This is a genomic window from Streptomyces sp. NPDC031474 (assembly GCF_055581185.1).
On record NZ_JBVIJX010000002.1, the window covers coordinates 318,598 to 333,885 of the forward strand.

Below are 15,288 nucleotides of genomic sequence, written 5' to 3' on the forward strand. Positions count from 1 at the left end.
CGTCCTCCCTAACCGTGGAACCTGAGTACGGTGGTGAACCCCTGCGCGCCGTCGGCGAAGCCGGTGCCGATCAGCGTGGTGGCGGGTTCCTTGCGCCCGAAGCCGGGGGAGTACCAGCCCAGCGGCGGATCGCTCTCGCCGCGATGCGCCCGCCAGGTCAGCTGCCCGGGCAGGTCGAGCGTCGCGGAGCGGTCCTCGCCGTCCCGGGTCCAGGTGAGCACCGCCCGGTGTCCTGCCAGCTCGGCGACGATCGCCGGGCCGAGGTGGAACGCCAGTCGCGCGGCCCGGCGCGGGCCGCGTACTTCGTCGACCACCGTCAACTCCTGGCTCTCGGCCGACAGTTCCACCCGGCGGCGGTGCACGGAGCGCTGGTAGCCGTCGTGCTCGGCGCACCAGCGGGCCGTCCCCCCGTCCAAGGCGCCGGAGGTGTCCGCGACCAGGACGCGGCTGCGGGCCTGCCGGGTCCACAGGAAGGGGCCGCCGGAGACGGACTGGTCACCGCCGTCCAGTTGCAGGGTGTTGTGGCCGAGGGTCGACCGGAAGTACTGCCGCCACTCGGGCTGCCCGTGGTAGCAGTACGTCCCCGGGTCGGCGAGCACGTCGACCCCGTCGTGCCGGACCTCCACGGACAGCGCGTCCGCGTGAGCATGCGCGGCGATGGACAGGAATCCGTGCGGACCACCGTCGCAGCGGCACCAGATCCCCGCCGGACCACGCAGGATGGTCATGCCCGCGTCGGTGAAATGACCCGGTCGGCTTGCCGGGCGGGACACGGCCGGTGAGGCCTCGTTCTCCGGGTACGGCCGGATGAGCGCGGCCAGCAGCGGGGTGCGCACATCGGTGCCGGTCACCGTCGGCCACCAGGCGAGCCGGCCGAACACGGCGTCCCCGGTGGCCAGCAGCGAGCCCCAGCGGTCGGTGCCCGCACCGTCCACGACCAGACCGTGCCCGTCGTCCGAGTCCCCCTGACGCGGCGGCCGCAGCCGGCTGTCCACGACGGCCGCGAGCGCGTCGGTCATCCGCAGCAGCACCAGCCGGATCGACGCGGGCACCGGCACGCCTGCCGCATCCGCCTCGGCCAGCGCGGCCAGGCCGAGCTCCAGCACCAGTCCGTGGTACTCGGTGGCCAGCTCACGGTTGAGGCCGGAGCGGAAGGTGTTGCCGCGCAGGTGCCGCTCCAGCGACCGCAGGGCGTCGGCCCGCCAGCGCTCCGAGGAGGGGAACCAGCCGAACGCGCAGGCCGCCGCGAACTGTCCGGCGGCCTCGGCGATGACGTGGTTGTTCGCCGAAGACCCCCGGCTGGGGAAGGCGGCCAGCCAGCGCTGGTGGTGCCAGATCTGGTTCAGCGCCACCGGGTTGCCCTCGAACAGAGCGCCCACGCCCGGCCAGCCGTCGAGCAGCCGACGGATCCACACCCACGACAGCAGCCGGATCCCCAGCTCGATGCCGCTGGTCCAGTGCACCCCGCGCAGCGGCGCGTTGCCCGCCCACCACGACCGCAGGTGCTCGGCCACTCGCTCGGCGTACCGCTCGTCCTCGCTGATCGCGTAGGCGGCGGCGAGCACGGTGAGGTACTGATGCCGGGACAGCTCCCAGATCTGCTTGACGTCCCCGACCGCGTCCTCGCTGCGGTACGGCACGTCGAAGGCGTAGCCCCACGGAGCCCGCCGCCCGGTCTTCGGGTCGTACCACCAGTCCGGGTCGGTCAGGTCGTCGCGGACCACCCCGAAATACTCGGCGTGCCCGGCCATCAGCCGGTCCGCCTCGGCGAGGAGACGTTTCGCGGCGTCCGGCGGCACCGCCTCGATCGTCCCCGCGGGCAGCACCGCGGTGAACCGGGCGCCGGTCACGTTCGGGCAGTCCGGCCGCGCCGACCGCCAGCGCCGCCTGCGCACCGTGTCGCCCACCCGGCCGCCGACCTCCCGCGGTCCCATCCGGGACAGCCGCCGCAGATACCAGCCCGCGCTCATGGTCATCGGGCTCTCGCCAACGTCACCGGCGCTCCGCCGACCAGGCCGGCCTGTACAGCGAGGGTGGCCGCCGTGGTGGCGACCAGCGACTCCAGCGGCACCGGCATCGGCCCCCCGGTCCGCACGGCCTTGACGAACGCCGCCAGTTGGGCGTTCTGGCCCTTGTCCCGGGCCTTGGGCAGCCGCGAGCTGACCCACCGCTTACTGCCGTACACCGACGCACGGACGAAGTCGTCGAGCCGGAGCACCCTGCCGTCCGCGATCAGGTCCAGCGTCTCCTTGGGAAAGCCGGACGAGCCGGTGGTGACATAGCTGATGGTGGCGGTGGACCCGTCCGGGTAGCGCATCACGATCTGCAGGTCCTCGTTGCCGGATGTGGCGGCCGCGTACACCGAGACCGGGTCGGCCTCGAGCAGCCAGCTCGCCGTGTCGATGAAGTGCCCGCCCTCGCCGGCGAACCGCGAGCCCTCGGTGCCCTGTCGCAGGTACCAGCTGCCGTGATCGAGCCGGCCCGCGTTGACCAGGTAGCGCAGGCTCGCCGGCCCGGTCCGGGCGCCGAACCGCTTCCTGGCCTCCTGTAGCAGCGGCGCGAACCGGCGGTTGAAGCCCACTTGCAGCCGGTCGTTGCCGGACTCCTCCACCGCCGCCAGCACGCCGGCCAGTTCGTCCTCGGTGAGCGCCAACGGCTTCTCCACGAACACCGTCTTGCCGGCCAGCAGCGCCTTTCGGGTCAGTTCGGCGTGCGAGCTGTGGCGGGTGACCACGAACACCGCGTCGATGGACTTGTCGCCGAGCACGGCGTCGAGATCGGTGGTCGCCTCGGCGAAGCCGAACTTGCGCTGTGCGTTGGCCGCGGACAGCGCCGTCGTGGTGACGACCGTCGACAGCTCGACGCCCTCACGCTGTGCCAGGTGCGGCAGCAGCATCGACGTCGCGTAGTTTCCCGCGCCGACGAACGCCAGCCGCACCGGCGACTTGGCGGCCCGGGCCGACGCGGGCACTGCGCCGCCGGACCGCTTCACCGCGGGCACGGCCACCGCCGGGGCCGCTGTCTCCTCCGCTTCCCCCGCTTCCCCCGATTCCCCTCCTTCCCCCGCTTCCTCCGCTGCCTTCACGTCGGGGTAGCGGAACAGCACGGCCACGGCCTTCAACTCGCCGTCCTTCAGGCTCTGGTACGTCTCGACGGCGTCGTCGAAGTCGGCGATGTGGGAGACCAAGGGCTCCACGTCGACGCGGCCGCGGGCGAGGAGATCGAGGAAGCACGCCAGGTTGCGTCGCTCGGTCCAGCGCACGTAACCGATCGGGTAGTCCCGCCCCTCGAGCTCGTACTCCGGGTCGTAGCGCCCGGGGCCGTAACTGCGGGAGAACCGGACGTCGAGCTCCTTCTCGTAGTACGCGTTCCACGGCAGGTCCAGACGGCACTTGCCGATGTCGACGACCCGGCCGCGGTCCCGGCTCAGCCGGGCGGCCAGCTCGACGGGCTGGTTGCTGCCGCCGCCGGCGGCCAGGTACACCTGGTCCACCCCGTGACCGCCGGTGAGTTCGGCGACGGCGGTTTCCACGGCCGCGGAGGAGGGATCGCCGCAGACCGCCGCGCCCAGGCGCTCGGCGAGCTCACAGCGCGCCGGGTCGGGGTCGGCCCCGATGACCGAGACTCCCGAGGCGGCCAGCAGCTGTACCACCAGCTGCCCGATCAGCCCGAGGCCGATGACCAGCGCCACCTCGCCGAGCCGTGACTCGCCCTGGCGGACGCCCTGCAACGCGATCGACCCGACGGTGCCGAAGGCCGCGTGCCGCGGCGCGAGGCCGTCCGGCACCCGGGCGTAGAGGTTCTTCGGCACCCAGTTCAGCTCGGCGTGCAACGCGTGCTCGTTGCCGGCGCAGGCCACGAGGTCGCCGACCTTCACCCCGTCGATCCCCGCGCCGACCTGCTCGACCACCCCGCACAGCGAGTAGCCCAGCGGCGTGTAGGAGTCCAGCTTGCCCATCACCTTGCGGTAGGTGGCGGGCACCCCGTTGGTGGCCACGCTCTGCACGACCTTGGCCACCTGGTCCGGCCGGGAGCGGGCCTTGCCCAGCATCGACATGCCGGCCTCGGACACCTTCATGAGCTCGGTCCCGGTGGAGATCAGCGAGTAGGCGCTCCGGACCAGCACACCGTCCGGCTTGCACCCCGGCACCGGCACGTCGAGCAGGGTCAGCTCGCCGCTCTTGTAGTTCTGCACAACCTGTTTCACCCGAAATCCTCTTGTCTCTACGCCGTCAAGGACGAGTTCTGGCCGGCCGGGGAGGTCGCGCCGCGATACCAGTACTCGAGGGTCAGCACATGCCACAGATGCTTGGAGAAGTCCCGCTGCCCGGCGGCGTCCTCGGCGACCATCCGCGCCAGCGCGTCACGGCGCAGGAACCCGGAACGGACGAGCACGCCGTCGTTGACCACCTCGCGCACCAGCGGCGCCAGATCCCGGCTCATCCAGGCCCGCAGCGGGGCGCTGAACAGGCCTTTGGGCCGGTACACGATCTCCCGGGGCAGGATCGAGGCGGCCGCCTCCTTCAGGACGGCCTTGCCCTGCCGTCCGACGATCTTGCGGTCACCCGGCACGGCGAACGCGGCCCTGACCACCTCGACGTCCACATACGGCACTCGCACCTCGGTCGACGCGGCCATGCTCGACCGGTCCGTGTACGCGAGGTTCAGGCCCGGCAGGAACATCCGGGCGTCGCCCAGGCACATGCGGTTGACGAAGTCGTCGAGGTCGTTGTCCTGGTAGACGTCCGCGTGCTCGGTCAGCACGTCGTCGACCGTCCCGGCCAGATCCGGGTTGATCAGAGCGAGCAGCTCGTCCTGGTCGTACATGGTGTAGCTGCGCCGGAACGCGGTCTCCTCCGGCAGATCGGCGAAGGAGAGGAACCGCTTCGCGAAGCGCACCGACCGGTACCCCCGGCGGGCCGAGGCGACCGGCAGCCGGTCCACGGCCGCGGACAGCCCGCGCCGCAGGGGCCGCGGGACGCGCTGGTAGCGCAGCGCGAGCAGGTTGGCCAGGTGCTTGCGGTAACCGGCGAACAGCTCGTCGGCGCCCATCCCCGAGAGCATCACCTTGACCCCGGCCTCCCGGGCGGCCGAGCAGATCAGGAAGGTGTTGATCGCCGCGGGGTCGCCGATCGGCTCGTCCAGGTGGTACGTCATCTGCGGCAGCAGGTCGAGCACGTTCGGAGCGATCTCTATCTCGTGCAGGTCGACGCCGAACTGCTGGGCCACCTGCCGGGCATAGCGCAGGTCGTCCGGCATCGCCTCGAACTTGGCGTCCTCGGCGCGGAACCCGATCGTGTAGGCGGAGATCCCCGGTTGGTGGCGGGCCGCCAGCGCGGTCAGATAGCTGGAGTCGAGGCCGCCGGAGAGGAAGGTCGCCACGGGCACGTCGGACATCAGATGGCGCCGGGTCGACTCCTCGACGACGGCAGCGAGGTCCGGCTGCTCGCCGCTGAGGGCCCGCTCCCGGCCCTCGGCGGCGACGTCCTTCAGGCTCCAGAACCGGCCGCGCTCCACCCGGCCGTCGGACCGGCACCTGAGCCAGCTCCCCGGCGGCAGCTTCTCCGCTTCGCGCAACGCGCACCGTGAGTCCGGCACCCAGTAGTACAGCAGCGAGGCCACCAGCGCCGCGGGGTCCACCTGCAGCGACCCGCCGGTCACGGCGGCGAGCGCCTTGAGCTCCGAGGCGAACACCAGACCCTCGCCGCGCCGGAGCAGGAACAGCGGCTTGATGCCGAGCTGGTCGCGGGCGAGGACCAGGTCACCGGTTCGCTCGTCGAAGATCCCCAACGCGAACATGCCGCGCAGCCGGGGCAGGCAGTCCGTGCCCCAGCGCCGCCAGGCCTCCAGCAGCACCTCGGTGTCGGAGGTGCCGCGGAAGCGCACCCCGGTGGCCTCCAGCTCGGCACGTAGCTCGGGCGCGTTGTACAGCTCGCCGTTGTACGTCAGGGCGAGGCCGCCCGAGACCATCGGCTGGGCGCCGGTCTCGGACAGGTCGATGATGGCCAGCCGGCGGTGCCCGAGGTGCACTTCGCCGTCACCGGCGGCGTGGCCGTACCGTCCCCCCGCGTCCGGACCGCGGTGGGCGAGGGTGTCGGTGAGCCGGTCGGCCACGGCCTTCCCGTCCGGCCATCGGTAAGTGCCTGCGATTCCACACATGTCCTACCGCGCTTCCTGGTCGTTGTCCGGGACCCGTGCCGCCCACATCGGCAGCCGCTCCGTCTGCCGCCGGCCCTCCCCCACTGCCTGAACGGCGTGGGAGGCACCCCCACCGTTGTGTCGGGCCGGCCGCTCGTTCTGGCCGCGCAGCGCGGTGTGCAGCCCGTCCCACAGGGTGCCGTCGGTCCGGTCACGCGGATCGGGGTCGATCAGCACCACACCGATCACCGCGATGCGCTGGTCCGCGAGTTGCCGTGCCACGGTGTGCAGCCAGGCGGTGCTGCCGTGCCCGGCGCGCACGACGAGCACGGACCGGGTGCCGAGGTACTGGAGGTCGGTCCACGCCGTGCCGGGCGCCACCGAGCCGACACCGAGCCGGAGTTCCTCGTGCGAGACGGCCGCGGCATGTTCGCCGCTGACCACGGTCGGGTCCCCCGGTTTCGGGCGGCGGCCGGCGAGTTGCCGGCCGGGCAGAGCATCGATGACGACGACGGGCCCGTCGGCCGCCAGTGCTCCGGCGAGGTCCAGGGCGATCACGCCTGTGCTGCGCGCACAGCCCAGCTCCAGCAGCGACACCGGTTCCGCTGAGCCGCGCACGGTGCGGGCCAGGGACGTGGTGAGCCGTTCGCGTGCGGCTCGGATCCGTCGGCGCTGCCACGGCCCGGCCGACCGGCTCGGCAGCTCCGCGATGACGGAGACGCCGAGGTTCGCCGCGATCTCCCGGCGCAGCACGGGGCGGTCCGCCACCACCGTGCCGACCGCGGCCACCGCGAGCCCGAGGGCGAGTCCGAGGACGAACCCGATCGCGGCGTCGGTGGCAGCGGTCCTGGGCAGGGAGTGCGCCACCGCCCGCGGGGCGTCCACGATCTGTGTGCCGGCGATGAGCTGCGGCGTGCCGACGCGCGCCTCCGCGGCACGCTGGCCGAAATCGGTGATCCGCGAGGTGAGCTCGGCCCGGCGGGCGAAGAGCGACTCCAGGTTGGCCGACCCCTTCGGTCCGCTGTCCGGTGAAGCGTCACCGATCGACGTGTTGACCTGGGCGAGTTCGTCCTGCAGTCGGTCACGCTGGGCGAGCAGGGCCTTGGCCTGGGCGTCCGCGGCTTGCTGTATCCGCTTCACGTGGTCCGCGATGAACGCATCGGCCAGGGCCTTGGCGCGGGCCACCGCTTCCGCGTCGCTGGCGCCTGTCACATTGATCTGCAGCAGGTTGTTGGTCAGGCCGGCGCCCCCGTAGTCCTGCATGAAGTCCTCCGGTTTTTCCGGGGACTTGAGGGACTGCAGGGCCGCGTCGGCGATCCGCGTGGTCTGCAGCAGCGCGACGTCGGTGCGGATCAGCGTTCCAGGGTCGTTCGGCTGGTCCTCCTGATGGGCGACCAACACCTTGGTCACCGCGCTCGGCGGTGGCGGCAGCAGGACCGCCACCGCCACGCCGGCGAACAGCCCCAGCAGCGCCATGGAGCACCAGAGGCGGCGGCGCCTGCGCACCGCCACCACCAGTGACTGCAGGTCCAGCAGCGGAGCGGCGGTCGACGCCTCGGAAGTCGTGCTCGTGGTCACCTTGAACCTCCCGTCGCGTCGTTGCCGACCGCGAGCGCCGGTGTGGCGGCATGCCGTGGATGGCCGGCAGACCGTGTCGGGCGGGCCCGGACCGCGCCGGCGAGGACGATGCCGACGATGTCGTGCCCCGCGTCCGCACACGCCTCGGCGAGGCCGGCGAGCTCTCCCGCGGTCCAGTTGCCCGCGCTGAGCACGACCAGGGCGCCGGACTCGAGGTCGCGGTCCGCCACCATCGGCTGGGACACCGAAATCTCCACCACCCGCAGCAGCGGATCGCCGCCGGCTTCGGCGGCGAGTTGCCCGGCGGCCAGGTGTGCGATCTCGTCGCCGTCCGGTACGACGACCAGCAGCCGCCGGGGAGCCGGTAGTCGGTCCCGGATACGGGCGCAGACCCGCCGGTAGCGGATCTGTCTGCCGGCCTCGTCGCCGGAGGTCTGCAAGGCGGGTAGGTCCCACCGGACGTCGGCGCCCAGCAGCCGGCGGATCCGGGCTCGCGCGCCACGGCCTTGCGGCCGGTGCGCGGGGTGTTCACCGGGCACGTCGACGGTGCCCAGCAGCGCCGAGCCCAGGGCCGCCGCGATCTCCCCTTCGGTGCGCGGTCGGCGGCTCATCCGTGCGGCGGTGAGATGGCCGATGACGGCGAGCAGGAAGAACAGCAGTGCCCCGCCGGCGATGAGCTGCACCCTCGTCGGCGGTGCCTCTGCGGTCGGCCGGGCCGCCGACCCCATGACGACCATGGTGGCCTTGCCGGTAGCTGGGGCGGCCTGGTCCAGTTTGTTGACGGCGTCCTGCAGCGCGGTCCGCAGCTTGGCGAGCTCGGTGCGGGTCTGCACGCTCTCCACGGTCCGCCCCGGATCGGTGGCGTCGGCCAGCTCGCTGATGCGGCGGCTGGTCTGCGTCACCAACTGTCGCAGTGCCTCGGGCTGGGCCGCCGTTTCGGGGTCGGTGTTGTCGCCCGCGATCTGCGCGGCGAAGGCGACGAACTGCCGGGCCACCTGGTCGGAGAGCTGCTGTGCGCGCTTCGGGGTGTCGGCCGTGCCCGAGATCTTGATGATGTTCCCGTCGGCGGCCGCGGCGCTCACCTGATTCCGCAGCTCGCTGCCGCTGACCCCGGTCCAGTGCAGGGTGGCGGCCGCGCGGTCGACCACCACCGAACTGGTCGCGATCTCCGTCTGCGTCAGCAGCTCGCGCTCCTCCCATGCCCCAGGCAGCAGGACCGACGCCGACGTCGTGTAACGCGGCGGAATCAGCAAAGAGGTGCCGTAGCCGACGAGCGCACCCAGCACGGCGAGAAGAGTGAGAAGCCGCCGGCGTCGACGGATGATCCGCCCGATCGTGACCAGGCGTATGGTGTCATCGCTCAACTGTGCGGCCTTCTCCCTGCTTGGTACGGGTTGCCCGCCGACGCCGGAGCGTGGTCCCGGCAGGCAGCGGTGTAGGCGGCGAGCAGCGATGCCTGCGAGTTCCGCCAGGAGAGCGGCCCGTTGACCCGCTCCTGGCCGATCTTGCCCATCCGGGCCCGCTGCTCCGGATCGTCCAGCAGCAGCGCCACGAGCTCGGCGAACTCGGCCTCGTCATCGGCGGACGCGTAGAGGGCGGCGTCACCGGCGGAGACCCGCGCCTCCTTCAGATCGAACGAGACGATCGGCCGGCCCATCACCATGTATTCCAGGACCTTGTTCATGGTCGACACGTCGTTGAGCGGGTTGTGCGGGTCGGGGGAGAGGCATACGTCCGCGGTGGACAGGTAGCGCACCAGGTCGGCGTCCGGGATGCGCCCGGTGAACTGCACCTGCTCCGAGAGCCCGAGCCGCCGGGACAGCTCCACCATCGCGTCGAAGGTGTCGCCGGCGCCGACGAACACCGCGTGCCAGTCGGTCCGCCCGACCTCGTCGCGCAGTTTCGCCAGCGCCCGCAGCGCGTAGTCGACGCCGTCCTGCGGGCCCATGACGCCGAGGTAGCACAGCAGATGCGGCTTGCCGCGCTTCAATTCCGGCTCCGGCGGCACGGGGTGGAACCGGTCGACGTCGGGCGCGCTGCGCACCACGAAGACATCCGCCGGCCGCTTGCCGCCACGGCGCACCGCGACGTCCCGGTAGCTCTCGTTGGTGGCGAGCACGATGTCCGCGGCGCGGTAGGTCCGCCGTTCCAGCGCGCACACGGCGCGGTAGAGCAGGTCCTTGCCGCGGCCGAACCGGGAGAGGTACAGCTCGGGCACCAGGTCGTGCTGGTCGAAGACGAACCGCGCGCCGCGCCGCTTCAGCCACAGCGCCGGCAGGAACAGCAGGTCGGGCGGGTTGCAGGCATGGACCACGTCGACCGGGCCGACCTTCCGGGCCAGCCGGACCGTGTGCCACAGCGCCGATCCGTACTCCCGCAGATAGCCTGCCGGCCCTCCGGTGGCCGCGCGCAACGGGTAGCGGTGGATCCGCACCCCGTCGATCACGGCCTCCGGTTCCGTGTCCCGCTTGCTCCCCTGGGGACAGATGACGTGCACCGTCCAGCCCGCGTCGCGCAGCGTCGTGCACTCCTGCCACACCCGCCGGTCGAACGGCACCGACAGGTTCTCCACCAGGATCAGCGCGCGCCGGTCCGGCCGGTCGCCGCTTCTCGCGTCACCAAGCAAGGCCCATGTACCCCGGTTCGGCCCGCCGCGCATCGGCGTCGGGAAGGTGGATGAGGTCGACGATCAGCGGGCCGTCGGCGCCATGGGGCAGCGCCGACAGCACGGCCGGATCCCTGGTCCCGACCAGGCACACCTCGGCGTGGTCGAGCACCTCCTCGACGGAGTCCGCGAGCAGTTGCGCGAGATGCGGCAGCCGGGTCTCGATGTACTCGCGGTTCGCGCCGAGCAGCCGCGAGAGGCTCACGTTGGCGTCGTAGATCTTCAGGTCGTACCCCTTGCCGAAGAGCCGCTCCGCCAGCTCGACGAGCGGGCTCTCGCGGAGGTCGTCGGTGCCGGGTTTGAAGGACAGCCCGAACAGGCCCGCCCGGCGCTTGCCGGTGCGCTCGACCAGCTCCACCGCGCGCTGCAGATGATCGGAGTTGGACGGCAGCACGTGGGAGAGGATCGGTACCGACACGTCGGCCCGCTGCGCCGCGTACACCAGGCTGCGCAGGTCCTTGGGGAGGCAGGAGCCGCCGAAGGCGAAGCCGGGCCGCAGGTAGGCGGGGCTGATGTTCAGCTTGCGGTCGGCCAGGAACACGTCCATCACCTGGTGCGAGTCGACCCCGAGCGCCTGGCACACCGCGCCCAGCTCGTTCGCGAAGCCGATCTTGAGGCCGTGGAACGCGTTGTCCGCGTATTTGATCGCCTCGGCCGTCGGGACCGGCACCCGGAACACCTCGCCGGGCAAGCCGTCGTACAGTGCCAGCACCGCGTCGCCGCTTGCCGGGTCGAGCTCGCCGATGACGGTCTTGGGCGGGTCGAAGAAGTCCCGCACGCTCGTGCCCTCGCGCAGGAACTCCGGATTGACCGCGACCCCGACGTCCACCCCGGCGGTGCCGCCGACGTACTTCTCCAGGATCGGCACCAGCAGGTTCAGACAGGTGCCCGGGAGCATGGTGCTGCGGAACACGACGGTGTGCCGCCCGCCCCGCTCGGCCAGCGCGGCGCCGATCTGCTCGGTGACCCGCTCCAAGTACGTGGTGCACAGGCTGCCGTTGGGCTCCGACGGCGTGCCCACGCAGACCAGCGACACCTCGCTGTCCATGACGGCCTCGCGGACGTCGCCGGTTGCGCGGAGCGCTCCGCTTCGCACGACCTCGGCGATGAGCTCGCCGATCCGCTCCTCGACCACCGGGGCCTTGCCGTCGTTGACCAGGTCGACCTTCACCTGGTTGACGTCCACCCCGACGACCTCGTGACCCATGCTGGCCAGGCACGCGGCCGACACACAGCCCACGTAGCCGAGGCCGAAAACGCTGACTCTCATGCCTTGTTCCTCCCCCCAGGCAGGCCCTTGCGGCCTGCAGTCCGCGCGTCGGCGCGACCGTCGAGTTGCAGCCCCCCGCGCATCAGTAGGCCCCCTGCCCGGAGAGCACCGCACGCAGCGTCTTCCACAAGATCACTGTGTCCAGGGCGAGCGACCAGTCCTCGACGTACCGCAGGTCGAGGCGCACCGCCTCCTCCCAGGACAGGTCGCTGCGTCCGCTGATCTGCCACAGGCCGGTGAGGCCGGGCTTGACCAGCAGCCGCCGCCGGATGTCCGGGCCGTACGCGGCGGACTCCTCCGGCAGCGGGGGCCGCGGACCGACGAGCGACATCGATCCGGTGAGCACGTTCAAAAGCTGGGGGAGCTCGTCGAGCGAGTACCGGCGCAGCACCGCTCCCACCCGGGTCACCCGCGGATCCCGGCGGAGCTTGAACAGCAGGCCGGCGCCCTCGTTGCGGTCGGCCAGTTCGGCACGTGCCCGGTCGGCCCCGGCGACCATGGTGCGGAACTTGACGATGGTGAACTCGCGGCCGTCCTTGCCGACCCTGCGCTGGCGGTAGAACGCCCCACCCCGGCTGTCCACCAGCACGAGCAGCGCGACGAACATCATCAGCGGCGCGAACAACATCAGCAGAAACGTTGCGCCTATTCGATCGACCACCCCTTTGACCGCCCGGCGGCCCCCGGTGAAGGTCGGCATGCTGACCCGCAGCAGCGGGATCCCGAGCACCGCGTCGACGTGCAGCCGCGGGCCGGCCACCTCCATCAGCACGGGGGCCACGACCATCTCGGCGTCGCTGCCCTCGAGGTTCCAGGCCAGCCGCTGCAGCCCGTCCGGTGACCAGTGCGGGTCCGGGGTGACCGCGACGACGCGGTAGCCGTCGCGGTGGACGTGATAGGCCACGTCGGCCAGACGGCCCACGACCGGCACTCCGTCCACGTGGTCGCCGTCGAACTCGATACCCTCCGTCGTGCACACCGCGTCCACCCGCCAGCCGAGATGCGGGAATTTACGGGTCCGGGTGATCAGGTCGCGCACGGTTGCCGGGCTCCCGGCGGCGAGCACCGGTCTCAGACAGCGGCCTTCCTTGCGCTGTTTGTGCAGCGACAGGCGCAGCAGATACCGCGTCGTCATGGTGACGATCGCGATCGCGGGGATCGCGACGAAGATCCAGAGCTTGATGTTGCGCGAGGTGAGAGCGATCCCGCCGAGCGCCAGTACGACGGTCGCGGTGAACAGCGAGCGTCCGAGCCGGCGGAATTCCTCGGCGCCCTGGCCGAGTACGGCCGGAGCCCACGACCGGCTCACCGCGAGCGCCCCCAGCACCAGCAGTTCGGTGCCGAATGCCAGAATCACCCACTTCTCGTGCCAGTTGGCCGCGTCCCGGGCGCCGAAGAAGTTGCCGATCGCCACCACCACGAAGGCGGTGGCCACGGTGTCGCTGGTGATCACGGTACGGCGGTACCGCTGCTCCCATTCGATGGCGGGCCGCCTGACGGCCCCGTTCGCCATATGTTCGCGCGCCGACGGAAACGGGCTGACTACACCCCCTTGCCGCACAGAACCCCCCAGGTTCCCCAGTGGTTCGACGTGTTCGCCCAACACTGTTCCTCCCCCCCCGGGAGGCCCCCGCCTCCCGTACTGTTCCTCCCCTCGGGAGGCCCCGCCTCCTCCCCTCGGGAGGCCCCCGCCCCCCGCGCCGCGCTCCTCCTCTTCTCGGGAGGCCCCCGCCTCCCGCGCACGACATCCCGGCTGTTGCAGAGTTACTTGGACAACCCACCCGGGCGGCAGCGGACTCGCAGGTCCTGCCGGTCTCCCGGGGTACGGGGGACCCCGTCGAAACATTGGGTGCTCCCCGCACCCAAGGCCCCTGTCGGGCTCCCAGAGTTGATCACCCCCACGTCGGTGCCGGGGACGAGACTGCTGGTTTTCTGTAGCACCGGACGTATGGATTATTAGCGGTCGCTAGTGCTCGAACCGCTGAAGCACGGTCAATCTAGACCATCCGGCCCGGTAATGAAGAGGGGATGTGTGTAATTTGTGTTCAAGCTTTGAGACTTGATCCACCGACCGGTGACGGCCTGCGGATGCCTTGACGTCACCGCACGTCTCCGGTAGCTCGCCCGGCCTCCGGCCGCGGCTTCTGTACGGCAGTGATCTACGAGCCGCGGTGACCTTCTGCGGCGCCCGGCTCGGCACCGGCTTCCCGCTGGTCGGCGGCATGTCCAGGGGCGAGCGCAGCCGCCTGGAGGTCGGGGTTCTCGGCGCGATGCCGACCCCCGCGCTGAGGGAAGGGTCGCGCACACGGTCAGCCGGTGCCCGAAGGACTAGGGGCGGACCTGGCCGAAATCTGTTTACGCCGATCTGACGCACATCGGCTCACAGAGCCCCACCGGAAGGCTCAAAACCGGGGTGCGGGCGCGGCGCGGCCCGGCTCGTGGCCGCCGTACCTCGATGCCTTTCGACGCCGGTGTACAGGGTGGGCTGAGGCATGTGGAGAGGGACGTGCGCATGAAGGCGGCGTGTCGGAGCCGGGAGTTGGGATCCGCGGTCGAAGCTTCGACGGAGCGGTCGTCGGCCGGATGACCGCGTTCCGGAGGTTGCACCGCATGCTTGTTCTCGGGCGATCACAGGTCGAGGCTCTGCTCGATGTGGACACGCTGATCGATGCCTTGGCCGCGGCGATGGCGGACCTCAGCGCGGGCCGCGCGTCGGCACCCGACCGTGTCGCCGCCCTGGTGCCCGGACGCGACGGGTTCCTGGCGGCCATGCCCGGCTTCGTGCCGTCGGCCGGGGTGCTCATGAGCAAGCTGGTCTCACTGTTCCCGCGCAATGCCGGGACCCGACTGCCGACCCACCAGGCGCTGATCGTGGTGTTCGACCCGGACACCGGTGAGCCTGCCGCGTTGCTGGACGGTACGGCCATCACCGCGGCGCGGACCGGTGCCTGCTCGGCGCTGTCCGCGCGGCTGCTGGCCCGCGAGGACGCCTCGGTGCTGGCGGTGCTGGGCACCGGCGTGCAGGCCCGGTCCCACGCCTGCGCCATGTGCCGGGTCCGCCCGATCCGGCAGATCCGCGTGGCCGGCCGGGACCCGGCGAAGGCAGCCGCCCTGGCCGAGGAACTGTCGTCCGTACTGGAGACGGACGTCAGGGCGGTGTCCACCTACGCCGAGGCGCTCGACGGCGCTGACATCGCCGCCGCGACCACCCACTCCCTCGAACCGGTGATCCGCCGCCCCTGGCTGGCGCCCGGGGTGCACATCACCTCGGTCGGGTACAACCCGGCCGGACGCGAGGTCGACGATGCCACGGTCGCCCAGGCGCTGGTGTGCGTGGAATCGCGGCAGGCAGCTCTGGCCCCTTTCCCCGCGGGCAGCAACGACCTGCTGATCCCGATCCGTGACGGTCTCATCACCGCCGAGCACATTCACGCCGAACTGGGCGAACTCGTCTCCGGCAGCAGAACGGGACGTGCCTCGACGGACCAGATCACTCTCTATAAATCTGTCGGCGTCGCCGTGCAGGACGCCGTGGCCGCGGGCCTGGTCGTCACCGCTGCCCGCCGTCGGACGATCGGCAAGGAGATCACGTTGCAGTGATGCCGTTGTCCGGCTCGCGGCTACCAGTGGTCGGGTC

9 protein-coding genes are annotated in these 15,288 nt (G+C 71.5%); 1 reads left to right on the forward strand and 8 read right to left on the reverse strand.

The window, feature by feature from the left end:
* Positions 1-8: 8 nt before the first annotated feature.
* The 8 genes from ACZ5SK_RS04430 to ACZ5SK_RS04465 form a co-directional block, all read right to left on the reverse strand.
* A complete protein-coding gene (locus tag ACZ5SK_RS04430) occupies positions 9-1,976 on the reverse strand; it encodes a heparinase II/III family protein (RefSeq protein ID WP_468575315.1) in 1,968 nt (655 codons plus the stop codon).
* On the reverse strand, positions 1,973-4,207 hold the full coding sequence (locus ACZ5SK_RS04435; RefSeq protein ID WP_468575317.1) for a bi-domain-containing oxidoreductase: 2,235 nt from the start codon (positions 4,205-4,207) through the stop codon (positions 1,973-1,975). Before ACZ5SK_RS04435 ends, ACZ5SK_RS04430 begins: the two co-directional genes overlap by 4 nt.
* Positions 4,208-4,224: 17 nt before the next feature.
* A complete protein-coding gene (asnB, locus tag ACZ5SK_RS04440; RefSeq protein ID WP_334582742.1) occupies positions 4,225-6,159 on the reverse strand; it encodes an asparagine synthase (glutamine-hydrolyzing) in 1,935 nt (644 codons plus the stop codon).
* A gap of 3 nt (positions 6,160-6,162) precedes the next feature.
* On the reverse strand, positions 6,163-7,716 hold the full coding sequence (locus ACZ5SK_RS04445; protein WP_334582741.1) for a Wzz/FepE/Etk N-terminal domain-containing protein: 1,554 nt from the start codon (positions 7,714-7,716) through the stop codon (positions 6,163-6,165).
* The gene (locus ACZ5SK_RS04450; RefSeq protein ID WP_361704035.1) at positions 7,713-9,080 is read right to left on the reverse strand and encodes a Wzz/FepE/Etk N-terminal domain-containing protein; all 1,368 of its coding nucleotides are present in this window, start codon (positions 9,078-9,080) and stop codon (positions 7,713-7,715) included. Before ACZ5SK_RS04450 ends, ACZ5SK_RS04445 begins: the two co-directional genes overlap by 4 nt.
* On the reverse strand, positions 9,077-10,342 hold the full coding sequence (locus ACZ5SK_RS04455; protein ID WP_334582739.1) for a glycosyltransferase family 4 protein: 1,266 nt from the start codon (positions 10,340-10,342) through the stop codon (positions 9,077-9,079). Before ACZ5SK_RS04455 ends, ACZ5SK_RS04450 begins: the two co-directional genes overlap by 4 nt.
* The gene (locus ACZ5SK_RS04460) at positions 10,332-11,651 is read right to left on the reverse strand and encodes a nucleotide sugar dehydrogenase (RefSeq protein WP_334582738.1); all 1,320 of its coding nucleotides are present in this window, start codon (positions 11,649-11,651) and stop codon (positions 10,332-10,334) included. The genes ACZ5SK_RS04455 and ACZ5SK_RS04460 overlap by 11 nt, the downstream gene beginning before the upstream one ends.
* A gap of 82 nt (positions 11,652-11,733) precedes the next feature.
* On the reverse strand, positions 11,734-13,212 hold the full coding sequence (locus ACZ5SK_RS04465; protein ID WP_334582737.1) for a sugar transferase: 1,479 nt from the start codon (positions 13,210-13,212) through the stop codon (positions 11,734-11,736).
* Between the two features lie 1,049 nt (positions 13,213-14,261).
* Between ACZ5SK_RS04465 and ACZ5SK_RS04470 the strand changes: the two genes are divergently transcribed.
* Complete coding sequence (locus ACZ5SK_RS04470) at positions 14,262-15,251, forward strand: ornithine cyclodeaminase family protein (RefSeq protein ID WP_334582736.1); 990 nt, start codon at positions 14,262-14,264, stop codon at positions 15,249-15,251.
* Positions 15,252-15,288 lie beyond the last annotated feature (37 nt).